At 37.7% G+C, this 27000-nt stretch carries 24 protein-coding genes; 7 read left to right on the top strand and 17 right to left on the bottom strand.

The window, feature by feature from the left end:
- The 3 genes from thrC to M3166_RS17285 all read left to right on the top strand — a co-directional run bounded on the left by thrC (window position 1) and on the right by M3166_RS17285 (window position 2769).
- Window positions 1–1059 carry a threonine synthase gene (gene thrC / locus M3166_RS17295; protein ID WP_251691252.1) on the top strand — a complete coding sequence of 353 codons (1059 nt, stop codon included), beginning with the start codon at window positions 1–3 and terminating at the stop codon, window positions 1057–1059.
- Window positions 1056–1985 carry a homoserine kinase gene (gene thrB, locus M3166_RS17290; protein ID WP_251691250.1) on the top strand — a complete coding sequence of 310 codons (930 nt, stop codon included), beginning with the start codon at window positions 1056–1058 and terminating at the stop codon, window positions 1983–1985. The genes thrC and thrB overlap by 4 nt, the downstream gene beginning before the upstream one ends.
- Before the next feature lie 136 nt (window positions 1986–2121).
- A complete protein-coding gene (locus M3166_RS17285) occupies window positions 2122–2769 on the top strand; it encodes an NAD(P)-dependent oxidoreductase (RefSeq protein ID WP_251691248.1) in 648 nt (215 codons plus the stop codon).
- A 117-nt stretch (window positions 2770–2886) separates the two neighbouring features.
- On the opposite strand, the gene zupT is transcribed toward M3166_RS17285, so the two are convergent.
- From zupT to hflX, 11 genes are all read right to left on the bottom strand, one after another.
- Window positions 2887–3708 (bottom strand): zinc transporter ZupT, encoded by an 822-nt coding sequence (zupT, locus tag M3166_RS17280; protein ID WP_251691246.1) that lies wholly within the window; start codon window positions 3706–3708, stop codon window positions 2887–2889.
- A gap of 147 nt (window positions 3709–3855) precedes the next feature.
- Window positions 3856–4449, bottom strand: a complete 594-nt coding sequence (locus M3166_RS17275) for a phosphatase PAP2 family protein (protein ID WP_251691244.1) — start codon at window positions 4447–4449, stop codon at window positions 3856–3858.
- A 119-nt stretch (window positions 4450–4568) separates the two neighbouring features.
- The gene (locus M3166_RS17270; protein WP_014822513.1) at window positions 4569–4901 is read right to left on the bottom strand and encodes an antibiotic biosynthesis monooxygenase family protein; all 333 of its coding nucleotides are present in this window, start codon (window positions 4899–4901) and stop codon (window positions 4569–4571) included.
- A gap of 64 nt (window positions 4902–4965) precedes the next feature.
- A complete protein-coding gene (locus M3166_RS17265) occupies window positions 4966–6003 on the bottom strand; it encodes a siderophore ABC transporter substrate-binding protein (RefSeq protein WP_251691241.1) in 1038 nt (345 codons plus the stop codon).
- A 184-nt stretch (window positions 6004–6187) separates the two neighbouring features.
- Window positions 6188–6955: an iron ABC transporter ATP-binding protein gene (locus M3166_RS17260; RefSeq protein ID WP_079523338.1), complete on the bottom strand. Its 768-nt coding sequence runs from the start codon at window positions 6953–6955 to the stop codon at window positions 6188–6190.
- Window positions 6952–7908 carry an iron chelate uptake ABC transporter family permease subunit gene (locus M3166_RS17255; protein WP_251691239.1) on the bottom strand — a complete coding sequence of 319 codons (957 nt, stop codon included), beginning with the start codon at window positions 7906–7908 and terminating at the stop codon, window positions 6952–6954. The genes M3166_RS17260 and M3166_RS17255 overlap by 4 nt, the downstream gene beginning before the upstream one ends.
- Complete coding sequence (locus tag M3166_RS17250; RefSeq protein ID WP_251691237.1) at window positions 7895–8851, bottom strand: ABC transporter permease; 957 nt, start codon at window positions 8849–8851, stop codon at window positions 7895–7897. The genes M3166_RS17255 and M3166_RS17250 overlap by 14 nt, the downstream gene beginning before the upstream one ends.
- Before the next feature lie 276 nt (window positions 8852–9127).
- Entirely contained in the window at window positions 9128–10237 is a 1110-nt protein-coding gene (menC, locus tag M3166_RS17245) for an o-succinylbenzoate synthase (protein WP_251691236.1), read from the bottom strand.
- A 48-nt stretch (window positions 10238–10285) separates the two neighbouring features.
- Complete coding sequence (locus M3166_RS17240; RefSeq protein ID WP_251691233.1) at window positions 10286–11119, bottom strand: GNAT family N-acetyltransferase; 834 nt, start codon at window positions 11117–11119, stop codon at window positions 10286–10288.
- 408 nt (window positions 11120–11527) lie between these two features.
- Window positions 11528–13012, bottom strand: coding sequence for a peptide MFS transporter (locus tag M3166_RS17235; RefSeq protein WP_251691231.1), 1485 nt, complete (start codon window positions 13010–13012; stop codon window positions 11528–11530).
- Window positions 13013–13322: 310 nt separating this feature from the next.
- On the bottom strand, window positions 13323–14600 hold the full coding sequence (hflX, locus tag M3166_RS17230; protein ID WP_251691229.1) for a GTPase HflX: 1278 nt from the start codon (window positions 14598–14600) through the stop codon (window positions 13323–13325).
- A 136-nt stretch (window positions 14601–14736) separates the two neighbouring features.
- On the opposite strand from hflX, the gene M3166_RS17225 reads away from it, so the two are divergent.
- The 4 genes from M3166_RS17225 to M3166_RS17210 all read left to right on the top strand — a co-directional run bounded on the left by M3166_RS17225 (window position 14737) and on the right by M3166_RS17210 (window position 19985).
- The gene (locus M3166_RS17225) at window positions 14737–15897 is read left to right on the top strand and encodes a class I SAM-dependent methyltransferase (RefSeq protein ID WP_251691227.1); all 1161 of its coding nucleotides are present in this window, start codon (window positions 14737–14739) and stop codon (window positions 15895–15897) included.
- Between the two features lie 204 nt (window positions 15898–16101).
- Window positions 16102–16722, top strand: a complete 621-nt coding sequence (locus M3166_RS17220; protein ID WP_008405849.1) for a DUF47 domain-containing protein — start codon at window positions 16102–16104, stop codon at window positions 16720–16722.
- 19 nt (window positions 16723–16741) lie between these two features.
- Entirely contained in the window at window positions 16742–17758 is a 1017-nt protein-coding gene (locus M3166_RS17215) for an inorganic phosphate transporter (protein WP_251691225.1), read from the top strand.
- Between the two features lie 109 nt (window positions 17759–17867).
- Window positions 17868–19985: an MMPL family transporter gene (locus M3166_RS17210; protein ID WP_251691223.1), complete on the top strand. Its 2118-nt coding sequence runs from the start codon at window positions 17868–17870 to the stop codon at window positions 19983–19985.
- A 331-nt stretch (window positions 19986–20316) separates the two neighbouring features.
- Here the strand turns inward: M3166_RS17210 and M3166_RS17205 are convergent, their stop codons facing one another.
- From M3166_RS17205 to M3166_RS17180, 6 genes are all read right to left on the bottom strand, one after another.
- Complete coding sequence (locus M3166_RS17205; protein WP_251691221.1) at window positions 20317–20541, bottom strand: hypothetical protein; 225 nt, start codon at window positions 20539–20541, stop codon at window positions 20317–20319.
- 20 nt (window positions 20542–20561) lie between these two features.
- Window positions 20562–21026 (bottom strand): hypothetical protein, encoded by a 465-nt coding sequence (locus M3166_RS17200; RefSeq protein WP_251691219.1) that lies wholly within the window; start codon window positions 21024–21026, stop codon window positions 20562–20564.
- Window positions 21027–21141: 115 nt separating this feature from the next.
- A complete protein-coding gene (locus M3166_RS17195) occupies window positions 21142–22230 on the bottom strand; it encodes an AI-2E family transporter (RefSeq protein WP_014822503.1) in 1089 nt (362 codons plus the stop codon).
- A gap of 148 nt (window positions 22231–22378) precedes the next feature.
- The gene (locus tag M3166_RS17190; RefSeq protein WP_427713863.1) at window positions 22379–24082 is read right to left on the bottom strand and encodes a M3 family oligoendopeptidase; all 1704 of its coding nucleotides are present in this window, start codon (window positions 24080–24082) and stop codon (window positions 22379–22381) included.
- A gap of 167 nt (window positions 24083–24249) precedes the next feature.
- Window positions 24250–25998, bottom strand: a complete 1749-nt coding sequence (locus M3166_RS17185; protein WP_251691215.1) for a methyl-accepting chemotaxis protein — start codon at window positions 25996–25998, stop codon at window positions 24250–24252.
- A gap of 199 nt (window positions 25999–26197) precedes the next feature.
- Entirely contained in the window at window positions 26198–26917 is a 720-nt protein-coding gene (locus M3166_RS17180; RefSeq protein ID WP_251691214.1) for a YebC/PmpR family DNA-binding transcriptional regulator, read from the bottom strand.
- Window positions 26918–27000: the final 83 nt, after the last annotated feature.

Here is a 27000-nt window from a genome sequence, read left to right as displayed (position 1 = left end):
ATGTGGAAAGGTCTTATCGAAGAATATAAACAGTACCTACCTGTTACTGAAAATACACCTGCTTTATCACTAAATGAAGGAAATACGCCACTAATTCCATTAGTAAATTTATCTAAAGAGCTTGGAATTGAGTTATACGGGAAAATTGAAGGCGCTAACCCAACAGGTTCGTTTAAAGACCGTGGTATGGTATTTGCTGTTGCAAAAGCAATTGAAGAAGGCTCTAAAGTTGTCATTTGTGCTTCTACAGGCAATACATCTGCGGCAGCTGCAGCATATGCGGCACGTGCCGGTATTCAGTCAATCGTTGTCATTCCTAAAGGCAAAGTAGCACTTGGTAAATTGGCACAAGCTTGCATGTACGGTGCGAAAATTATTGAAATTGACGGCAACTTTGATGATGCATTAAATATTGTGCGCAAAATCGGGGAAAATACTCCAATCGCACTTGTTAACTCTGTAAACCCATATCGTATTGAAGGCCAAAAAACAGCGGCGTTTGAAATTGTAGATCAACTTGGCCAAGCCCCAGACTACTTATGTATTCCTGTAGGAAACGCAGGGAATATTACAGCTTACTGGAAAGGCTTTAAAGAATATAATGAAGCAAAACAAAGCGGTCTTCCTAAAATGTACGGTTTTGAAGCAGAAGGTTCCGCTGCAATCGTGCAAGGAGCACCAATTGCAAATCCGGAAACTGTAGCAACAGCGATTCGTATCGGGAACCCAGCAAGCTGGAAGTTCGCTGAAACAGCTCGTGATGAATCAGGCGGTTTAATTGATTCAGTAACAGATGATGAAATTTTAGACGCTTATAAACTAATCGCCAACAAAGAAGGTATCTTTGTCGAACCTGGTTCAGCTGCTTCATTAGCTGGTGTCATCAAGTCAGTGAAAACCGGCGAAATCGCTGCAGGCAGTCGTGTTGTTACAGTCTTTACTGGTAACGGCTTAAAAGATCCGGATACAGCTATGAATGTTTCGACTGTAGACCTCGTCTCACTTCAAAATGATGAGCAGGAAATCCGTAATTATATCGAGGGCGTATTTAGTCTATGAGTAAAAAGTGGCAAATCAAAGTTCCTGGCAGTACAGCAAATTTAGGTCCTGGATTTGACTCCATTGGTCTTGGATTATCGCTCTATCTAACATTGGATGTCACATTACAAGATGAGTGGGAATTTGTGCATATTGGTGACAATGTGCCATCTGATACGTCAGTCGAATCGCATTTAATTTATACAATCGCACAGCAGGTAGCAAAGCAATATAATGCAACGCTGCCACCATGTAAAATTGAGATGACTAGTGAGCTTCCCCTTGCACGTGGTATCGGCAGCAGTGCGGCTGCTATTGTAGCTGCTATTGAATTAGCCGATATTTTAGGGGATTTAAAATTATCGCAACAGAATAAGCTGAACATTTCATCTCAAATTGAAGGCCATCCTGATAATGCAACAGCTTCGGTATTAGGGGGATTGACGATTTCTTCAATGGATGAAGCAGGAATTGTCGACACACTGCATATTCAGGAGATGGATGCGGCATTCGTAGTATTTATTCCGAATATCGAACTTAAAACAGCAGCATCACGCGGTGTTTTACCGGAAGAGCTGAAAAGAAGCTATGCAGTACGTGCAAGTGCCAATGCGAATATGCTCGCTGCTTCCCTTATTGCAAAGGATTATGAGCGAATTGGACGATATATGGAAGCGGATCTTTTCCATGAGCCTTTCCGTGCAAACCTTATTCCCGCATATAATGAAATTCGCGAAGCTGCAAAAAAGGCTGGAGCGTATGGTACTGCATTAAGTGGTGCCGGTCCAACATTAATCTCGATGATTCCGCTCGCTTTATCCGAACAATTTGTCGAATCAATGCAGCAACAATTTCCGGACCATCAAGTCGTAGTGACAACCGCTTCACCATCCGGCTCAACTGTCACACTTATTAATAATAAAATGATAGATAAAACTCTTCGTTAAATGTTTAATGTACGTTATTCTCATAATAGAATAACGTACATTTTTTGTTTTTTTCTAATCTATTTTGTCTTTTATGCATAATTCCCCTTAAATTTGGGTATATTAATAAATCTACTGTTAGAAAGGGGTAATGTTTATGAAAATTGCAGTTATTGGAGCTGCAGGTAAGGCAGGAACTCATATTTTAAGAGAAGCCATCATGAGAAACTTTGATGTGACAGCGATCGTAAAAAATAAGGCAACAGTACAAGAAGAAAATATCAATATTATTGAAAGCGACCTGTTTAATTTAACAAAGGAACAAATTGCTCCTTTCGATATTTTAATTAATGCTTTTGCTCCGCTACCAGGGGAAGAACATTTACATGTTGATGCCGGTGAACATTTAATTTCCTTACTTGAAGGAACAGAGAAAAAATTGTTCGTGATTGGTAGTTCAGGCTGCCTTTTTGTTGATCGTGAAAAAACAGTTCGACTTATGGATCTTGAAGATTATCCTGAAGATCTGGCTATCGCGGCAAAGGCTCAATTGCAAAACCTACGTGATTTGGAAAGCTCTTCAATCCAATGGTCCTTTGCGATTCCATCGGCTATGTTCGATTCGGATGGACCACGTACCGGCCATTACATTAAAGGCGAAGAGAAGATTCTAGTAAACTCGCAATTTAACAGTTATATCAGTTATGCTGATTTTGCTGTCGCATTGCTTGATGAAATCGAAAAAAATGAATACCCTAATACAACATTTACTGTTGCATCTGAAAATGTAACAGCCGCATCTTAATAAAAAAGGGCTAAAGCTTCTATTCGGCTAATATGCACCGAAGCTTTAGTCTCAATACATGAAAAAGCCAGCATACTCCGTGAAGGAGATGCTGGCTTTTTCATGAAGTAATTAAAATTAAGTTAACATCACTAAGCTGATGGCCATAACTGCCATACCTGCTATTAATCCGTAAATAGAGGAATGAGCTTCATCATATTTTTTAGCAGCCGGCAACAGTTCATCAATCGAAATAAATACCATAATCCCTGCAACACCAGCAAAAACAATACCGAACAATGTATCTGTCATAAATTGCATTAGTACTAAGTAGGCAATAAGCGCACCGAACGGCTCTGACAAACCAGAGGCGAACGACCATTTAAATGCCTTCATACGCTTCCCTGTTGCATAAAAAATAGGAATGGCTACCGCAATACCTTCAGGGATATTATGAATTGCTACCGCAATTGCTATCGCAAATCCGACATTCGGATCTTGCAGTACCGCCATAAATGTCGCAATACCTTCAGGAAAGTTATGAATCGCGATTGCCAGCGCTGTAAATAATCCCATTTTCATCAGGCGGTCTGCTTCTACATCTTCATTCCCAATCAATTGAGCTTTTTGAACATCTTCTACAGACTTTACTTCATGCGGATTTTTCCCTTTCGGAATAAAGCGGTCAATTAAGGCAATTACGAGCATCCCTCCGAAAAAGCCGATGATGGTGTACCAATACCCTATTGTTTCCCCATGAACGTTTACTAATGCGTCTTTCGCTTTTACAAAAATCTCAACAAGTGATACATAAATCATAACACCTGCCGAAAAGCCTAATGCAACCGAAAGAAACTTCTTATTTGTGCGTGTTGTAAAAAATGCGATCAAACTACCAATACCCGTAGCAAGCCCTGCAAACAATGTTAAGCCTAACGCTAATAATACATTCTCATCCATACTATTCTCCTTCTTTATAATTCTTTTCTCATATTATACGCACAATGTTTCCTTTGTGCAACTTTTTTCAATCAGGAAACATCTTATGCCGCTAACCAAATCAAGTGTTAAAAAAGGGATTCCTAAATATCAGGAATCCCATAACTTCTATTTGTGCTTTTTTGACTCATACCATAATACGCATATGATAAACCAAGTATACCCGATACTCCACCCTGCTAAAACATCCGTTGCATAGTGACGACCTTCCGCTATACGTGATAAACCTATGAAAAAAATAAGGACTAGCATTACACTGTATGTAATAAATTTCCAACTTTTATTTTTCAGCCATTTCGAAATCATATATGCGAGCGTTAAAAAGAACATTACACTGATTTGCGCATGTCCTGAAGGAAAGCTAAATGAAGTAAGCTGATCTTCAATTTCCGGACGTGGTCGTGAAAAAATACGCTTTAAAAGCTGATTCAGCCCATTTCCAACCCCAACTGTAAGAAGCACAAAGAGCACACCGCGAAAATCTTTTTTAAAGATTGCCAAATACAGCAAGATAATAACGGTTGCAACTATGACAAACTTTATTTCTCCTAAATAATGAAATAAAATAATGAAATTATTACCAAATAATAAAGAGCGGATTTTCATATCAAATGCCTCGAAGCTTGGTATATCAAAATTCAGTGCAATAATAATAAACACCAGCAATGTAACGAATGCAAAAATCGAAACTTTCTTTTTCAAACGATAACCTACTTTCCTTATACGAACTGTTACTTCACTATTATTATATGTAGTATACAAAAAATAAAAATCCACTTCGCTAAAAAACTCTGCAAAGTAGATTCCCTCTTAAACATTCATTATTCTACAACTGTGTAATTTCCGTGCTCCATTGAAATAACGAAATCCGGTTTAGGTGGTTTACCGCCATGCTCTTTGATTTTCGCTTTGTGGCCCGCAATATGCTCAGGGCTCTTCTCCCAGGCTTTCCATGCATCTTCCGATTCCCAACGAATAATCATTACAACTTCCTCTTCACCACGTCGCACATTTTTTACAAGCAGTTCACGGCCAATAAATCCTTCGCGTTGTTCAAGCATCGATGGACCTTGACCAGTTTTTTTGCTAAAGCGCTCGATAATTTTAAGCGAGTTGCCTTCTGTTACGATCCATTTGCGAATTTGTACGAACATTTTAATTCCCCTCTCTTTTAAAAAGGCATGCCTCTACTTGAGAGACATGCCATCTTTAATTATATTATTTTAATTCATTTAAGATTTCATCTAATTTTTCTGCTTCAGTTGTTACACCATTAGAAGAGAAGTACCAGTTTACGCCATCAAGGTAAACGATTTTGCCTTCTTTGTAAGCACGCGTTTTTTTGATGATATCGTTTTCGATGTCAGCTTTGATTGTTTCTACATCAGATGCTGTACGGTCGATGATTAATAATACTTCTGGGTCTACAGAAAGAATTGACTCATACGAGAAGTCAGAACCGTGTGATGAAGCTTTGATATCAGTTGTTGATGGTTTGAAACCAAAGTCATTGTATACATATGCGAAACGAGAATCTTCACCGTTGTCGAAACCAGAGATTTTTTTGTCGTTGTACATTGCTACTAATGCATTTTCATAGCCAGCTGCTTTTTCTTTTACAGCGTCAACTTTTTCTTGTAATGCAGCTTTTAACTCTTCAGCTTTTTCTTGTTTGCCGAAGATTTCAGCAGCTAAATCAACCGTTTCAAATACGCCATCAACATAGTTTGAGTTATCAGAACCGATGAATACTACGTTTGGAGTAATTTCTTTTAATTCTTCATAGAATGTACCTTGACGACCTGAGATGAAAATTGCATCCGGATTAGCAGCTGCTACTTTTTCGAAGTCGATTTGTTTTAATGAACCAACATCAGTAACTGAATCAGTTAAATATTTTTCTTTTAAATGCTCAGGGAAGTTACCTTTACCGCCGTTTGCAGCGATACCAACGATACCTTCAACACCTAATGCATCAAGTGTATCTAAGAAACCGTAGTCAAATACTACGATGTTTTTTGGCATTTCTTCAAATGTTACATCTTCGAAAGTAAGAGACTTACCATCTTCTGTTTCACTGCCTGCTGATAATGGAGATACTGTCATTGGGAAAGCTGAAGCTTCTGTAGATGAAGTTGTTTCTTCTGTTTTAGCAGTTTCGTTCGCTTCATCCTTTGTTGATGTTTCTTCATCAGAACCACATGCTGCTAACATTAATGTTAATGCTGCTGCCGTTAAAAATTTCCACTTTTTCATTATTACTTTTCCTCCTAGTATACCCTCAAGCGAGAGTGATAATCGTTTTCAATTAACTAACGTTAGTGTAAATCAACTGCCTATAGTTGTCAACGAATATTCTGAAACTAATATTCATTCTCAATTAAATTCATAAAATAAATGCATAAGCGAGCAAAACCTATGCATTTATCCTCATTTTTATTTAACTATGTGAATTAAAGTATACGCAAATTCGACATCCATCTTGTTCTTGCACAGGAATATGCATATCATATACTTCTCGTAATGCTTCTGAGTTAATAATCTCATTTGTTGGGCCATCTTTTACAAGGCGACCATCTTTTAATGCGACGATGCGATCTGAATACACGGAAGCAAAGTTAATATCATGCAAAACAATTACTACTGTTTTGCCTAATTCATCAACAAGCTTGCGTAAAATTTTCATAATCTGAACAGAATGCTTCATATCTAAGTTGTTTAATGGCTCATCCAATAAAATATATTCCGTATCCTGAGCAATTACCATCGAGATAAAGGCACGCTGCTTTTGACCACCAGATAGTTCATCCAAAAACTTATGCTCCATATCACCTAATGTCATATATTCAATCGCACGGTCAATATGCTGTTCATCTTCCGGAGTCAAACGACCTTTTGAGTATGGATAACGACCAAATGATACAAGCTCACGAACTGTTAAACGCACATTTAAATGATTTGACTGACGTAAAATTGCAACACGTTTCGCAAAATCATTGGACTTCATTTTTTTAACATCACTTTGATCTAAAAATACTTCACCTGTATCTGCATCAAGCAATCGACTTACCATTGATAATAATGTTGATTTACCTGCTCCATTCGGTCCGATAAATGAAGTGATTGCTTTTGGCTGTATAGTTAATGAGACATCCTCAACGACCGGTTTTTTTCCAAAGCTTTTAGAAAGCCCTTTAATTTCAATCATCCTGCTTTCCTACTTTCCCTCAGTATTAGGTAAATAAAGTAAAGTCCACCGACAAAGTTAATAATAACGCTGATCGTTGTACTTAACTGGAATACATGCAGTACTAAGAACTGCCCACCGACAAGTGCAATAATACTAATTAAACTCGCACCCACTATTAAAACGGAATGCTTGTACGTAGCAAAAAACTGATAGGCTAAGTTTGAAACGATTAAACCTAAAAATGTAATCGGACCAACTAGCGCAGTAGATGTTGCAATTAAAACTGAAGATAAAATTAATACTTTCAATACTATTCTATCATAATTTACACCTAAGTTTATTGCGTTCTCTCGACCTAGTGACATGACATCCAAATCACGCAATAATCGGTAACCGTATATAAATGAAGCCCCTAATATAATGACCGCAATGAGTAGCAGCTCTGTTTTCACATTCATGAAACTAGCAAACAAACGCGACTGTAAGCTTTCATATTCTACCGGGTCGATTATTACTTGTAAAAATGTTACAAAACTGCCGAGCAATGTCCCGATAATCATTCCGGCAAGTAAAAGCAGGAAGATCGGATGTTTATCTGCACGGAACAAGAATCGATATAAAATCAGGGCGAAAATTACCATCGCCACAATTGATAAACCAAAGTTTAAATAACGACTTACTACAAAGATTGATGCTGAGCCTGCAAAGAAGAAAATAATCGTTTGCACTACTTCATACATCGAATCGACACCCATCATTGAAGGTGTCAGTAAACGGTTATGTGTAACCGTCTGGAATGTAACGGTCGCATAAGCAATCGCCGTACCAGTTATAATCATTGCCGCAATACGTTCTAATCGCTTTGGAAAGGCATAACTGAATCCGCCTTGAATATTGTAAAAAGCAAATAACGCTATACACACTAATGCGATAATTGCTAAGAAGATTAGCTTCGTACTATTTTTTCGCATATGCTTTCCCCCTAAACAACATTACTAAGAAGATTGCACTGCCGATTACCGCAACAGTTGTGTTTACTGGTATTTCAAACGGGTATACTATTAAACGACTTAAAATATCACACATTAATAGGAATGCTGCACCTAAGAAAATAGTATGTGGAATTGTTTTACGTAAATTGTCCCCCATATATAATGAAACCAAGTTCGGTACGATTAACCCGAGGAAAGGTATAATTCCTACCGTCAAGACAACTGTAGTGGATATAATCGCTACCAGTACTAAACCAAGATTCAATACGGTACGATAGCTTAAGCCAAGATTTTTGGCAAAATCTTCACCCATACCAGCCACTGTAAACTTATTGGCATATAAGTACGCTAGGAAAATTGCAGGTACTGCTACATAAAGCAATTCATAGCGACCTGATACAACAAGCGTAAAGCTCCCTAGAAAGAATGTATCCACACTTTGTAACACATCTGCTTCATACGCAAGAAATGTTGAAATGGCACCAATAATATTTCCATACATAATCCCGATAAGGGGCACAAAAATAACGTCCTTGAATTTAATGCTTTCAAGAAGACGCATGAAAACCATCATACCGATGAGTGCAAATGTAAAACTGAAGAGAATCTTCTCCATATATCCTACACTTGTGAAAAATATCATTGATACAACGATACCTAGCTTTGCCGCATCGAGCGTACCAGATGTTGTCGGCGATACGAATTTGTTACGGCTTAAGCTTTGCATAATTAATCCAGAAATACCCATCCCTGCCCCGGCAAGTATAATTGCCATTAATCGCGGTACTCGACTCATTAAGAAAATTTGCATTTTATCTGAATCCCAATCTAATAAATCAGATGGCTTAATGTCGATAGCTCCGATAAACAATGATAAAAAGGACAGGACGATGGTCGCTACTACGAGCATCCAAAGTCTCATTACATTCTCCCACTATTCTATATATATTTTAACTTTATTTAAATTGCGTAAATTCTAAATGAAAATGAGAATCAACTCTTTCCCTACATCATTATATAATTGCTAATAATGAAAATCAAACAGACAATTTACATTAACTTGTATTAAAAGAGGAATATATTGAAAAATGTATTTTTAGAGCGATTCTTCGTTTTATATACAACATCCCGTATGTATTCTAATAGAAAAAAATTGAATAGAAAAAAGACCACAATTATTAAAATTGTGGCCTTACATTTACATGCGATATGTTTTTTTATTTATACTGTACTTATTTATTGCTTCGCGGTTTACATTATAGCCAAGCCCCTTTGTTTTTGGAACGGTAATGTATCCATCTGTAACGGTTACTTCCGGTTGAATAATATCTTCATGCCAATAGCGTTCAGAAGCAGCCGTATCCCCAGGCATTATAAAATTTGCAAGACTTGTCAGTGCTACATTTTGCGCACGGCCAATACCCGCTTCCAGCATTCCCCCGCACCACACAGGAATATGGTGTTCCATACAGTAGTCATGGATACGCTTCGCCTCGCTAATACCGCCAACTCGCGCAATTTTAATATTTATCACCTGACAGCTTCCTAGTTGAATCGCTTTTCTCGTATCCTCTAAAGAAGTAATACTCTCATCCAAACAAATCGGTGTTTTTATCTGCTTTTGCAATATGGCATGATCGATAAGGTCGTCATGCGCTAATGGCTGCTCGATCATCATTAAATTGAATGCATCCAGCTCTTTTAATCGATCAATGTCACCCAATGTATACGCAGAGTTTGCATCTGCCATTAAAGGAATTGCCGGGAATGCTTGCCGTATTGTTCGGATCAGCTCAATATCTTTTCCCGGTTTGATTTTTACTTTAATACGCTTATAACCTTCATCCAAAAACTGCTGAATTGTATGGACCAGCTGTTCATCTGTAGGTTGTAAACCGATGCTGATTCCTACTTCAATTTTTTCCTGGACACCGCCAACAGCCGTTGCCAACGATCGGTTCGTCAATTGAGCATAAATATCCCACACCGCGCCTTCAATCGACGCTTTCGCCATGTTATTGCGTCGGATCGTACGGAATCGCTCATACACATCATCCGGATGCATTAATTCTTTCCCGAGTAATGAAGGGATCAAAAAATCCTCCAATACATGAAGTGAAGTTTTAAATGTTTCTTCTGTGTAGGAAGGCTCTTCAAATGCAACCCCCTCACCCCAGCCGACTACACCACTTTCATCCGTCGCTTCCACAACTATAAAACGCTTGTCTTGCATAGTCCCTAAGCTTGTCGTAAACGGAGTTTTCATTCGCATCACTAGCTCATGTATTGTCACTTCTACTAATTTCATCTTTATTGCTCCTAATAATATTTAGCTGCGACATCATTCACTGATAAATTAAAGAGCAAATAATGAACGCTTTACAAGTAAGTAATGGCTAATATTATCATTTATTTTGTGTAAATAAATTATTTTATAATTTTGATCAAACATTGCCTGTAAAATATTTCTCGTTTTATAGCGCCAATCTTCTGCCAACGCAACACTTTCCACTTTGATTTTCTGGAAATTCGTAGGGATAGGTAACAGATAGGCATCATGAATAAGCGCCTCTTCTTTATTAAACTTTTGCTCCGGATCCAATGTCGGAAGGCCTACCATATTCTCTTCCCAATTCACTACCGGCTTTGCTTCATCCAGTAATTCTTCCACTTTCGCATCCCAGCGCAAGTAATCATTATCAACAAGTTGCCACTCTACACAAAGACGATCTGTAGGCAATACCCGATTGAACGGGTCTTCCATTTCACCGTAGCAATTTTCTATATAAGTATCGCTATAACTACGCAACTTTGAAAAGTTCAAAAATCCGCTGCGCGCTTCAAGTGGATCAAACGTCCAGCGGCAAGTTCTGTAACCGCGCTCTATTGCGATATCCTTTAAGTAATTTTTAAGCAATTCTCCAACGCCTTGCTCACGATAATTACGCTTCACACCAATCATATGGGAATATAAGTATATATTCTCATCCATATATCCAGGGCAACTATAGTTAAAACCAATTATTTCATCATTTAAATATGCACCGAGTACAATCCCGCCATTGCGAATCGTCGCAATTGTTTGATGTACTGGAATGCTGCCGACAGCCCAAATTTCATGCTCTAGCTTTCGTGCCTCTTCAATTTGTTCAATTGTCGTTAATTCTTTAATCGTCACTGATTCTAACATAATTCTGCCTCCCCTATAGTTACTTTTCTTCATACTTAAAAACGCCTTGCTTTACTTAGTGTCTCTCCGCAATCATGCTTTGTCGCATGATTTTTGAAAAAGATGTGTAACCATCGGGAATGTTCTACATATATCGGTTACCCCGGTTATTTTCGACCAAATGTAGCGAAATTAACCCAAATGGGTCTCTTTCGGCAAAAGTTTTTGACAATCGCTGAAAGAAGTTCATGTGAAGAATCGATACTTCCTTACTGAAAGAATTTATAGCGCTTCTTTAAGTATCATCCCAATCCCATTATATACCACAGACTACCTTTTTAAGTAGTTAACTTTTATTATTCCTTATTGACCAAAAGAAAAAACCTTTATTTACAGAAATTCTGTAAATAAAGGTTTGATGATTATTAATTATTTAATACCGCGCATTGCTTTAGAGATGATTGGCGAAATCAGGAGGATAATAACACCTAATACAACCGATAAACCACCTAATACACCGAAGTAAGTTGTTTCAGATACGATTCCGTAAACTCGAACTAACTGTGCATTAATTGCTTGTGCAGCAGCTGATGCCAGGAACCATAACGCCATTGTTTGGCCTGCGAATGCAGCTGGTGCCAATTTCGTTGTAGCTGATAAACCAACTGGTGAAAGCAATAGCTCACCTAATACTAACAGGAAGATTGAGAATACAACCCAAAGTGGGTTTACTAACGTATCTTCTGGAGTTAAAACGATTGCTGCGATCATTACGAAGAATGAAATACCTGCAAAGAATAAAGATAAAGCAAATTTCTTCGGAGTTGATGGTCCGCGATCCGCTAATTTCGTCCACATAAGCGCAAACATTGGCGCTAAAACGATGATGAATAACGGGTTAAATGACTGGAACCATGCAGCCGGAATTTCAAAGCCCCATAAATTTAAGTTTGTACGAGTATCAATGAACGTTGCAATGACTGTTGAAGATTGTTCAGCAATTGCCCAGAACATTACCGCACAAATGAATAATGGGATATATGCTAATAGACGAGATTTTTCGTCTGCATTTGTTTTTGGACTACGATACATATAAATAATAAATAACGTAGGAATCATTACACCTAAGAATGTAATTAATAATGAGAAGTTTTCAATGCTTGCGTTACCTGTTTGGTAAGCTACAAAACCTAAAATTACAATAATTAAACCACCAATTGTGAAGTTACGTGTTGTCGTTTTCTTCTCTTTATCTGATAGTGGGTTAGGTGCTACAGAACCTGCTAAACCAAGGCTCTTTTGTGACATTAAGTAAACAACTAAACCGATGAACATACCTACCGCAGCGACACTGAATCCTGCATGGAAGCCCCAGTTTTTTTGGAATAAACCAACTAATAAAGGTGCCAGGAAACCACCCATGTTGATACCCATATAGAAAATAGAGAATCCTGAATCACGACGTGCATCATTTTCTGCATACAAGTCACCAACTACTGATGAAACATTTGGCTTTAATAAACCAGTACCAATGATGATAAAGAACATCGATAAGTATAATGCTGATACACCAAGCGGCAAGGCCAATAATATATGACCAATCATAATTAATATTCCGCCATAGAATATCGCTTTACGCATACCAGTAATACGGTCAGCGATCCACCCGCCGATAATACCTGACATGTAGATTAATGAACCGTAAATCGACATGATGATGTTAGCTTGCGTACGATCTAGTCCTAATCCACCATCTTTAACTGCATAGTACATGTAGAATAGTAGAATGGCACGCATACCATAATATGAAAAACGTTCCCAAAACTCTGTAAAGAATAGTGTAAACAACCCTTTAGGTTGACCGACAAAACCAGTTTGAGGAACGGACTTCACAATTTCTTCTTTTGAATACATTTGAAATCCTCCCGATTAATAAATATTCTGACAATAAACTCCGTCGTCTGTTGTCTGACATTTGAAATAATATACTTGAACACTTTAGCCTAATAGTTGATTAAAATCAACAAATAATCAAAATGTTATAATTTTATGTTTTTTCATTATTTTCAGATAAATAGAACAAATTACCACAACAGGATTTTTGTATTATAAAACAATTAATTCAGTAAAGAAATTATTTTGACTTTTCAACTAGATAAAGATTTAATAAAAAAAGCTAGAGTACGATGCAACCACAACGTACTTTAGCTTGTTATCTCCATTATTACTTTACCACATAAATTTCATACTTCTGATAATCCGCCTCTTTAAGTTCAAGCGTTAATAATGTACCCTCTTCTTCATATTCCGTTTCTAAAACAGTTGCCTGCTCATTTAAATAGGAAACAATTCCACCCTGATTATATGGAATAAGCATTTGACATGTAACATAATTAGCAAAAATTTGTTGTTTGATTTGTTGAAGCAACTCTTCCAGTCCTACATCTTCCTTCGCAGAAAGCCAAATATTGTCCCCGCTAACTAATGGATATTCCACATCAGCCAAGTCGGATTTATTGTATACATATATAGTAGGAATATTTTCAACATCAATCGCTTTTAATGTTTCATTCGTTACTTCCATCATAAAACGGTATTCTTCATTTGATACATCTACAACATGCAGCAGCAGGTCGGATTCTCGTGCTTCTTCCAATGTCGATCGGAATGCTTTTACTAAGTGATGTGGCAGTTTGCTAACAAAACCAACCGTATCAGTCAGTAAAAAGGATTTATTATCTTCCAGTTCAATATTACGGACTGAAGTTTCAAGTGTCGCGAACAACATATCCTTTTCAAACACTTGCTTTGTATCATCTTGCCCCGCCTTCGCAAGTAACTGGTTCATAATCGTGGACTTTCCTGCATTTGTATAACCTACAATTGATACGACAGGTACTGCATTTTTACGGCGTTGCTTGCGCTGTGTTTCACGCTGTTCTTTAACGGATTCAAGTTCTTTCTTGATTTTCGAAATCTGATCTTCAATTTTACGACGGTCAAGTTCAAGTTTTGTTTCCCCTGCACCACGGTTTTTAAAGCCGCCGCCTGTTCCTCCCCCTTGACGGGATAGTGAAGCATGGAGCCCAACTAGACGCGGAAGCATATACTGTAATTGAGCGAGCTCTACTTGTAATTGCGCTTCACGTGATTTTGCACGGCGGCTGAAAATATCTAAAATCAGCATTGTACGGTCAATTACTTTACATTGTAAATCACGCTCTAAATTACGGATTTGTGACGGTGAGAGTTCATCATTAAAAATAATAATGTTGGCATCTGTTTCATCAAAGAACGCCTTAATTTCTTCAATTTTCCCTGTACCTACATAATGTGAAGGTGTCACACGTTCTAGATTTTGCGTCACCATGCCGACAACTTTTACATCTAAAGCTTGTGCTAAATTTTCCAACTCTTCCATTGAGTAATCAAAATGCTCATCCTTTTGTAAATTGACGCCAACTAATACACCGCGTTCAATTAATACTTCAACATCTTTCAAATTTTTGCCTCCTTGCTACCATCTATAGTTTTTCCCCATCGTAACATACAATTCAAAAGCCTGTACAATGACAACATATAAGCGCATTATGATACTATAGGGAAACAATATTTTGAAAAAAGAAAAGGCGGTTTTTATGGAATTCGAACAAATGAAAGTGCGGCTTCATGCACTCATTTCTAATAAAACACTACTTCAAGCAACTATTAGCCAGCCACGTCAAAAATCCAGTGACTTAAAACGGGTCAAACTCAAGCCCGTAGAAATTCGCGGAGAATATATGATCCAACTGGAATATCAATATGAGCGCATTTTAAAGCATGAAAATATAACAGTTGAAGATTTAGCCGCGAAGCTCGATGCTCTTTTTGAACAGTTCCGGCAAGTACATGCTGAGTTTCAGGAGCAGACTGTACAAGTGCAACTCTCGAAGAAAAATAAAGTGCTTTGGAAATCTGATCAAAATGCGACAACTAAACAAGTGAACTTATCCCATAACCGAAAAAAACAATATCTATTGGATGATTCCCGTATTCACCCGTTTTTAGTCCGTTTAGGAGTGCAGTCAGAGGATGGGAAAATAAAGAAACAGAAATACGATAAGTTTAAACAAATCAATCGCTTTGTTGAGTTTATCGATGATTCTTTAGCCCATTTGCCGAAAGATAAAACTATTCAAATACTAGATTTCGGTTCTGGTAAGTCCTATTTAACATTCGCTTTGTATCATTACTTAAAAATTGAAAAGGGTCTTGATATACATGTCACAGGCCTTGACCTCAAAAAGGAAGTGATTGAGGAATGTAACCGGATTGCAGCAGATTTACAATATGAAGATCTACAGTTTTTAGTTGGGGATATTAATGACTTCAATGAAGAAACTTCTGTAGATATGGTCGTAACCCTTCATGCTTGTGATGTTGCGACAGATATGGCATTAGCCCGTGCTGTAAAATGGGGCGCAAAAGTTATTTTAAGTGTTCCTTGCTGTCAACATGAATTGAACCGTCAGCTGCAGGCACCTGCATTATCGATTATGACACAGCATGGCTTAGTGAAGGAGCGCTTTGCCGCATTGGCTACGGATTCAATTCGCGCTGAACTTTTATCACTTGTCGGCTATGATACACAGTTATTGGAATTTATCGATATGGAAAATACTCCAAAGAATATTTTAATACGTGCTTATTTCACCGGGAAGAAGCCAACAAGTGAGCAGCGATTAAAATATGACGAATTTGTACGCTTTTTGAATGCGAAGCCATTTTTGGAAAATGAGCTACAAAATTTACTATAATACCAAAACAGTTTACTCGTTTAGTTGTATTTTTTCTATCTTTCGACTAAAAATAATTACTTATTCACCTTTTCCTTTTGTTACAGAATTGTAAAGATTGATAAGGTTAGAGTAAAATTTGTATAGATTTTTTTAAGTTTTTGTTATGATAATTGAGGTTAATTTTTAAAATTATTTTAATTATATATATCCAGGAGGCATTCCATGTTTAGTTCAAAGAAGCAAGATCCGTTTTTTTCAGCCTTATTGAAAATTGCTGAAAATATGCGTGAAGGTATCCATTATGCAAATGATTTCCGCATTGAAACGGTTGCAGACTTAAAGGAAATTAGCATTCGTATGAAGCAATACGAAACAGCAGGTGATAAATTAATTCATGAATTAATTGTCATGCTTAATAAATCATTTATGACGCCAATTGAGCGTGAAGATATTTTATCATTAGCAATTCGTATGGATGATGTGTTAGATGGTGCAGAAGGTACGATTGCACATTTCGAAATGTTTTCATTAACAGAAATCGATGAATCGATGCGCGATTTCCTAGCATATATTGCCAAATCTACTGATGAAATCGTTAAAGCGATGGAACTATTAAACAAAAAAGATCTTGTTGGGATGCGTCAACACGCAATTTTAATTAAAGATTATGAGCGTGAATGTGATGAAGTTTTACGTTCTTCTATTAAAAAGCTGTTTTTAAACGAAAAAGATCCTATTCGTCTAATTAAATTCAAAGATATTTATGAACAGTTAGAAGAAATTGCCGACTACTGTCAAACAGTTGCTAATACAATCGAAACAATTATTATGCGTAATGCGTAATTAATGAGGAGTCCTTTTAATGAATACACTACTTATCATTACTGTCCTAGTAGTCTTTTTTGCACTTGCATTTGACTTCATTAATGGTTTTCATGACACGGCAAATGCGATAGCAACATCCGTTTCAACACGTGCGCTACCTCCTCGAGTAGCGGTAGTCATGGCAGCGTTTATGAATTTCTTGGGTGCCATTACATTCGTAGGTGTTGCAAAGGCGATTGCGTCAGATATTGTTGACCCTTTTACATTATCTACACCTGATGCACCATTAATCGGTACTGTTGTTATTTTGGCCGCTCTATTATCAGCGATCACTTGGAACTTAGTCACTTGGTATTTTGGAATTCCATCAAGTTCGTCTCATACATTGATCGGTTCGATTGCAGGTGCTGCCATTGCAGCATCTGGAGTCGGGGTTTTAAACTATAGCGGATTCACAAAAATCATCATTGCTTTATTAGCATCACCAATCATTGCGATTTGTGCTGGTTATATAATGATGACAATAATGAAATTCATTTTTAAGAATATGAACCTATATAAAACAAATAAAGGTTTCCGTATTATGCAAATTTTCACTGCTGCCATTCAATCATTTACCCACGGGACAAACGATGCTCAAAAGGCGATGGGTATTATTACGATGGCACTGATTGCAGCGAATTTGCAAACAACGGATGATGTACAGGGTTGGGTACGTTTTGCCTGTGCTTTAGCAATGGGTCTTGGTACATCAATCGGCGGTTATAAAATCATTAAAACAGTTGGCGGCAAAATTATGAAAATCCGTCCTGTAAATGGTGCTGCTGCAGACCTTGCTTCCGCATCCATCATTTTCGGTGCAACATTAATTCACTTGCCTGTATCAACAACACATGTTATTTCTTCTGCAATTATGGGTGTTGGTTCAGCTCAAAATGTAAAAGGCGTAAACTGGGGTATGGCTCGTAAAATTGTCACAACATGGATTATTACAATGCCTATTTCTGCTGTAATGGCAGCGATTATTTATACAGTATTAAATCTATTCTTTTAGTAAAGAGGAGAGGTATGTTTCGAAATTTTTTTTCGGACAAACCTCCCTCTTTTCTTTTTTTCTATGAATCCATTACACTGTATTTATGGAAAAAGAAAGGCGGTAATTTATGAAACAGTTCGCAGCATTCATTACAAAATTTGCAAAACCGATCGTTCTACTATGGTGTGCAATTTTAGTTGTTCTAGCATTTTTTGCGCTTCAACTCCCTTCTAAACTGCAAGGGGATGGGTTTTTCTATGATGGCGACCACTCGTATGTAACGCACGAGTTATCGGATACATTCAATTTACCCGCAAAAACGATTTTTGTGCTGTTTGAAAATAAAACAGATGAGGAAATTTCGTCTGCCCTTGAAAGATTAGAAACAATTGAAGAAATTCAAACAATAACATCTCCTGTAGGTGTCGAAGAATTAAATAAAGACGGCTATGCCTATGGAATGCTGGAGTTTGATAATTCGGTAGATGATTACTTCCCTATTATTGACGAGTTGCGTGAAAAGCTCGGCGAAGTTAACGGTATTTCCATTACAGGTGAACCGGTTATTTCAAAGGATATTAATGTAGCAAGTCAAAATGATTTAATTAAAGCTGAAACGATTGGTCTTCCGATTGCTTTAATCGTTTTATTGTTAGCATTCGGTACGATTGTAGCTTCTTTACTGCCTATTTTAGTTGGCGGTGCCACGGTTGTCATCACACTTGGTCTATTGGCTCTTTTAGGCGATAGTGTGAACTTATCGATTTTCGTTTTAAATATCGTCCCAATGCTCGGGTTAGCTTTAAGTATTGATTTTGCTTTGCTGCTTATTAACCGTTACCGTGAAGAACGCAACACACAATCCATTGAGCAGTCAGTTCAAATTGCTATCCAAACAGCAGGACGATCGATTATCTTCTCAGCGCTTTGTGTCATGATTGGTCTTGGTGCAATGATCGTCATTGATGTGGAAATTTTCATGAACATCGCGCTTGGCGGATCAATTGTCGTGTTGCTGGCTGTCTTAACTGGTATTACACTTTTACCGGCAACATTGATGCTTCTTGGTGACCGTTTAAATAAAGGCCGTGTTTTCCGAATAAAAGCGACTGCCTCTCGTTGGCAGAAGTTCGCCGCCTTTGTCATGAAACGACCTGTCACAATTATTGTTGTGGCCATCATTCTGTTATGTGTTGCAATGGTGCCGATCAAAGATATCGAGTTAACGATCCCTTCTACGGAATCATTGCCGGAATCATATGAATCGCGCCAAACCTTTGATACGCTCGATGAACAGTTTGGGCTTGCCGATAATACACCGGTATTCCTTCTGGCAGAAAATGAAGATGCCGCTGCTTGGGATACGAAAGAAGGACGCGAAAAAATATTCGATATTCAGCAGCAGCTGTTGGATGACCCTCTTGTCGGTCGTGTAACATCGATGTTTACTGTAGCCAATATTGAGTCCGTTGAAATGTGGGAAATGGCGAACAGCAACCCACAAGCTCCCGGTGCACTGGATGAAGTGGCGGAAAACTTTATTCAGGAAGACAAAATGTATATGGTCGCTTATTTAAATGCTGAAGGTTCTTCATTTGAAGCTCAGGATTTTGTACGCGACTGGAGTGAAAAAGACTTAGGCGTCGATTTCGCTTTGTCCGGTCAAGCGAAATTCAATCAGGAAATCTTTGATGAGATTGCCGGCAAAGTACTTATTGCCATTGCGATTATCATTGTATCTACCTTCTTCATTTTAATGATTGCATTCCGTTCGATTTTAATTCCGTTGAAAGCAATCTTAATGAATATCCTTGGCTTAGGTGCGACATTCGGTATTCTTGTATACATTTTCCAATATGGCCATTTCGGTTTGGAAGCAACGACAATTGTATTGATTATTCCGGTGTTGACCTTCTGCTTAGTGTTCGGCTTAAGTATGGACTATGAAGTATTTTTAATTTCCCGTATTCAGGAAGAATATTTAAAAGGGGCAACTAATACGAAGGCAACGGTCGATGGACTTGTCTCGACAAGTAAAATCATTACATCGGCAGCGCTTATTATGATTGTCATTACAGGAGCATTCGCATTTACGGATGTCATGCCCGTGAAGCAAATCGGAGTCGGTATTGCGATCGCTATTGCTATTGACGCAACAGTCATCCGCCTGATGCTTGTCCCAAGCTTCATGAAACTGTTTGGCGACTGGAACTGGTGGCTGCCGTTTAAGAAGAATACGAGATAATGTTAATAAATAGTCGTCCGGCCTGTTGTAAGTGGGCTGGGCGGCTTTTTTTGTTTCTGTTATTAGAACATTTGTCGGGGGAATTAAAAATTCCGTTGCTTTTATTAGAAGACTGGGTGAAACTGGTGACTTTTCTTTTATTTATAGGGGGCCGGCTAACCGGGTTTGAGTTTATTAGAACAATTGGTGAAGATATTAGAAGAAATAGTGTGGATATTAATACTTCCGTTGCCTTTATTAGAAAACCAACACCACCGCCCCGCACCTCAAACAAAAAAATCCCCCCGCCGCTATACCGACGAAAAGGATTTTAGAAATTGAAGCAATCTGCCTAACCTAAATACAGCTGCTCCTCAAACGGAAGCATAACTGAACTTACATTGCTCGACTCTTCACTTTTGTTCAACTCGATTTGTTTCGGGTCTTTAGGTTCCCACAACATGTAAAATGCTTGAATTGCAATGACAATCACAATGGATGCTACTAAAATTGTACCGACGATAATTTTGACCATTTTATTTCCGGACATTTCTTTCGATGAATTCTGTTGTGTCATTCTTCAATTCCCTCACTTATCTATTTTGAAAGTCGGAAACCTTCCTCACGTAAATAAGCGACAGCGTCTTCACGCGTACCGAAAGATTCCTCTAAATTTCCTTGATGGTAAATATTCCAAGAACGGTCATTAAACTCCAGCTCTAGTTTTGTTCCTTCACGCGATGTCCATGTCTCGACAATCGGTAAAATCTCTTCTTCTTCCTCAGATAAATAGTTAATCGAGTCGCGCACTATTTCACGTAACGCTTCTTCACTATAGTCGCGAATATTAACAAGCCCGTTATCGCCAGCTTCTTTTTCATATTTCAATAAGTCGCCTACGAAAACAAAGCCATTGCCGTTTGGATGCAACTTTTCTACAACAATCGATTTTTCGTAAAGACTTTCTTCAAAGTGGTAGTTCACACGTTTTAATGAAATTTCCTTTTTAGTCAACTGAGGAAATGATTCGATAATTTCTTGTTTTTGTTCAAATGTTAGCATTGTCTGCTCCTTTTAAATGTCTTTTCAATTATTAAGTATACAGTGTCCGGCGAAAATTAAAAAGCGAAGCATATGCTTATCACATATGCTCCGCAACTTAGCCATATAAACTAGGTTATATCGTCTTATTGGCAGTCTCTTTAATCTGTTTTCGTTCTTCATAAATATTTTGAACGATTACTTTAATGACACAGTACGTAGGGATCGCAATCAGAATTCCGATAAACCCGGCAATATTACCTGCTGCCAATACGATTGAAATGACTGTCAACGGGTGAATATCCAAAGATCGTCCCATAACATTTGGTGTGATTAAGTTACTTTCTACTTGCTGTGCGACAAGCGTTACAACACCAACCCAAATAACGTCAAACGGATTATTCAGAAGTGCTACAATCACTGCCGGTACAAGGGAAAGCCACGGACCGATAAATGGAATCATATTCATAAAAAATGCAAATAAGGCAAGTAATAATGAATATTCCAAACCAATGATTAAATAGCCAATATACATCATGATTGCGAGTAAAAAGCTGACCAATACTTGTCCTTGTACATAGCTTCTTAATACGTTATCAATTTCTTCTAATGTTTTTTTCACCCATGTGCGGCGTTCCCCAGAAAAGATACCATAAATCTGAGGAGCGAATTTTTCATGGTCTTTCAACATGAAAATGAAGAAAAATGGTGCTAATACTAATGTTAATGTGACGGTTACCGCCCCACTTAAGAAAGAAACAAGATATTTACTACTTGCGACAGCAATGTCTTGTATCGAATTGGTTACAGATGCTATAAACTCTTCTACTTGCGGAGGTAACATCGGAATATTTTCCTTATTATCTAAAATAAAATCAGCTGCTTCTTCAATATCCTTAGCGATCGTCGGTGCATTTTCAACAAGTCTGTTTACTTGGTTTGCAATTGGAGTACCAACCAAAATCAAAAAACTTGCGAATAAACCCGCAATTATAAGAACAATCGTTATTAAACTACCCCATCTCGGCATTCCCCGTTTTTCCAATATACGCTGTAACGGCTCTGAAATATAATAGAGCACCCCACCGAGTAATAACGGTACAAGTATTGTCGTAAAAATGATGATAATCGGATTAAATATCGAATGAATTTCAATAAAGTATTTAATAATTAATAATGTTAATAAAATACCTACGCCAACTTGGAACCACAGTTTTCTTGTCATCGGCTCACTCTCTTTCCCAAACTTTCTTTTACTTTATATTTTTACTATAACTATGTACGTTTTAGCATGCCATAAAGGTTCATAAAATACAAAAAATAAAAAAGGTTTCTTCCGCAAAGGAGTCTTTGCGGAACAAACCTCTTAACTTTTATAGCCTTTTATCGTCAATTGAATTTAAATAGTCTTCGATTGTACCTACAACCGACTCCACACAGCCTTCGTCAAATGGCGAGATTAAGCCCGCTTCTTCAACAAGTTTTGTGAAAGCAAATGACCCGCCAAGACTGCATAAATGCAGATAGTCTTTCCAAGCACCATCAAAGTCTTCGCGTGAACGTTTCCAAAACTGGAATGCACAAATTTGCGCTAACGTGTAGTCAATATAATAGAATGGGCTTGAATAAATATGACCTTGTCGTTGCCAAAAAGCTCCTGATTCTAAATAGTCATGACCGTCATAATCGCGATGCGGTAAATACTTCGCTTCGATTTCTTTCCATGCAGCATTGCGCTCTGCTGGTGTCATTTGTGGATTTTCATACACGACATGCTGGAATTCATCTACTGCTACACCGTATGGTAAGAATAGTAACCCGCTGCTTAAATGCGAGAATTTATACTTATCTGTTTGGTGCTTGAAGAATAGCTCCATCCAAGGCCATGTAAAGAATTCCATACTCATAGAATGAATTTCTGCTGATTCATATGTCGGCCATAAGTATTCCGGAATTCCAATATTTCGGCTTGAATACACTTGGAATGCATGTCCTGCCTCATGTGTCAGTACATCAATATCTCCGGATGTGCCGTTAAAGTTCGAGAAGATGTACGGTGATTCGTAGTCTTCGATAAACGTACAGTATCCTCCGCTTTCCTTACCTTTTTTCGCAACTAAATCCATCAGGTCATGCTCGATCATATAGTTGAAGAACTCGCCTGTTTCCTTAGATAGTTCTTCGTACATTTTTTTACCGTTATCGATAATCCATTGCGGGTCACCTTGAGGTACGGCATTTCCTGTTAAGAATGTTAAGCCTTCATCATAGAATTTAAAGTCTTCCACACCGATGCGTTCTGCTTGGCGCTCATACAGTTTTGTTGCAAGCGGTACGATACTTTCACGCACTTGCTCGCGGAATTTGGCAACCATCTCTGCATTGTAGTCAACACGGTTCATATTGACATAGCCAAGTTCTACATAGTTTTTGAAGCCTAATTTTGTCGCAATTTCATGGCGAAGCTTCACTAAATCATCATAAATCTGATTGAACTTTTCTTTGTTTGAAGCATAGAAATCTGCACTCGCTTCACGTGCTGCTTTACGAACATCACGCTCTGTAGATTCTGCATATGGCCCAAGCTGTGCCAATGTCAAAGTTTTGCCATCAAATTCAATTTGAGCAGAAGCAACTAGCTTGCTGTATTCAGACGTTAATCTGTTTTCCTTTTGCATAAGCTCGATTACTGCAGGCGAGAAACCTTTTAATAAGTTCTCAGCTAATGCAAATAGTTGCGTACCCCATTTTTCTTCCAGTTGAGCACGGAATGGCGATTTTACTAGTTCCGTATAGTAATTAAATACAAGCTCATCTGCCATTGGGCTTACTTCATCGAAATGGTCACGCTCTTTTTGGTAATACTCATCGTTTGTATCAATTGATGCACGTACATAGACGATATTAGCCATTGTAGAAAATGTGTTGCGAATCGCATTTAATTTTTCAATAACTTCGCTTTGTTCATCTACAGTAGTTGCAGCTTTAAATTCCTCTAATAATGCTGCTGTCTGTTCTTTCATTTGTTCTAAATCCGGTCGTTTATAATCAAAGTCTTTAAATGTTACCAAACTCATTCACCCCATCTGTTCACTTCATTCGGAATTCGAAATTCCCTCTTTTATTATTTATGATTATGGCATAAATTGCAATTATTTTCAGAATATTTATCTAGCTTTATTTTAGGCTAATAGACATAAAAAATAAGCAGCCGAGAAAAGGTCTCAGCTGCTTATGCCAGTCATTATATTTTGAACTTATTCATTTCCAATACAACTTGTTGTGAATGGTTATCCAATTCTTCAACCGCTTTTGTTAAATCATCGACTACGAGTGTTTGTTCATCAGAAGCAAGAGCCAAATGTTTTGCATAGTCGGATGTATCATTTACTAAACGACTCATTTCTTCAGTCGAAGCTAAAATTTGTTCTGCACCTGCTGACATTTGCTCAACAACTGCTGAATCGTCCTGAATTCGATTATTGACATTCAATACAGAATTTAAAATTTGATCTAAGCGTTGACCAATTTCACCTACTGCCATCGTTCCTTCTTTAACATCTGTTGTTGTCATATCAATCTCAACTAGTAATCGATCCGTAATATGCGAGAATTTTTGGAGATGACCCGAAATTTCCTCCGCAGATGTACGGGACATTTCAGCCAGCTTCTTCACTTCATCAGCTACAACCGCAAATCCTTTTCCTGCCTCTCCGGCACGTGCTGCTTCAATTGCTGCATTAAGCGCCAGTAAATTCGTCTGATCCGAAATATTCGTAATGACTGTTACCATTTCTTTAATTGAGTGGAAGTTTTCTCCCATTTCTTTTACTAGCTTAGCCGTATTTTCTACCGATTTTTCTACCCCTTGAATCTGGCCAACTACCTTACCGGAACTTTGTGCACCATCTTCAACAAGGCTCGTCATATCGGAAGAAATCTCAGCAATCTCATTAAATGTATCGGCCAGTTTCTGAATGCCGATTGCCATTTCATTCATCGCAGCATTTACTTCATTATTGCTTACTTGCTGTAATGTCCCGCTGTGTGATATCGTGGCGATATTTTCCACCATTTTTTCATTTGATGTGTTCACACGTTCCGTAGATGTTTCGATTAGATCGACTACTTCTCCCAGCCCATCTGTACGTTCCTTCAATACTTGGAATGTGGCTGATAACTCGACAAGCGAGCTTTGGAAGTTTTTTGCGAATGCTGTAATTTCATTATTCGTTTTAAAATTCAGCTTATCCAACATAGCCTGTGATTCAACAATATCACCTGAAGCTAGATTTTCTGCTGCTTTATTTAATGTTTGTAATGGCGATAACGCTCGACGGATATAAGTATAAATACCGATTAAAGCTACTATAAAAATAATAATGAAAATGAGCGCAATAATTGGGACAATCTCTTTTGCTACATTTTTTGTTAACGATGAAACATACGATGCATCGATATCAACACCTAAATAGGCAATCGTTTTCCCTGCATCATTTTTAATCGGAACAATACCGGTAATATATTCACCAAAATCACTGCTTAAAAGGTCTGATGCAAATTGGCCGTCTTCGATAACGCGCTCAATATGCTCGTACTTTGTAGAACCCGATGCGTCACCCAGCTTCCCGGCATTTTCAGTATCATCTGCCGGCATGCCATCAACTAAAAATGTAACTTCCCCATTTTCTTCTGGTACAAAATAGGTATAGGCATACATGACACCATTGTATTCACGTAATTCATTCAACTGTTCACGTAATGCCCAATATGTTGCATTTTCTTCTGGTTCTTCAATAAGCTGCTCATACTTTTGTACATCTATGTAATTTACAATATTACTAGCTACTTCTATCGTACGTTCCTTCACTGATGACTGAACTGAACGTGCTGAATTAAACTGAAGCATAATAACTGTTAATAGTAAAATAACGGCGAAAATAATGCCAATCATCAATATGATTCTACTACCTAATTTATCCATTCTTTTCATAGCCTATTTAATCTCCTAATATAATATTTAATTGTTAAATTTATTTTGAATTAAAGATTAATTAAAAGCAATGTCTTTTAATGAATACTATATGTTATTAATGAATAATAAGAAAATAGCACTATCAATTTCCCGTTAGTTTCCAGAATTGATGAAAGCACAAAAAAAGCCCAAAGAATCATCTTTGGGCTTACATTTTTTATTCTCCTAAATCAGCATTGTGGTACACGCGTTGCACGTCTTCCAAATCTTCCAATGCATCAATCATTTTTTCAAATTTCACTAAATCATCACCAGTTAAAGCAACATCTGTCATTGGCAGCATCGTTAACTCTGCTACAGTAAATTCTTCAATGCCTGCACCCTTAAATGCTTCTTGTGTAGCATGGAATTGTTCCGGCTCAACATAAACGATAATTGTGCCTTCTTCATCCATAATGTCACGCATATCTAAATCCGCTTCCATTAAAATTTCAAGAATCTCATCTTCTGATTTATCTTCAATTCCGAATACAGCTGTATTTTGGAACATATGCGCCGCTGAACCAGATACGCCCATGTTACCGCCATTCTTACCGAATGCTGCACGTACTTCAGAAGCTGTACGGTTTACGTTGTTTGTTAATGCATCAACGATTACCATTGTACCAGCGACACCGAAACCTTCATAGCGTAACTCATCGAATTGCTCATCGCCGCCACCTTTTGCTTTGTCGATTGCTTTTTCAATAATATGTTTTGGTACAGAATAAGTTTTTGCACGTTCTAAAACCGTTTTCAGTGCACGGTTAGATTCCGGGTTTGGTTCACCTGATTTTGCTGCTACGTAAATTTCACGACCGAATTTAGCGTAAATACGACTATTTGCTGCGTCTTTCCCAGCCTTTTTATCTTTAATGTTATTCCACTTACGACCCATTTTGTTCACTCTCTTTCATACTCTATTAGTAACGTTATTTAAAAACGAAAAAATATATTTAACTTATTTATTATACATAAACT

It is taken from the genome of Solibacillus isronensis (genome assembly GCF_023715405.1).
Lineage (GTDB): Bacteria > Bacillota > Bacilli > Bacillales_A > Planococcaceae > Solibacillus > Solibacillus isronensis_B.
This window is presented reverse-complemented; position numbering and strand designations above follow the sequence as displayed.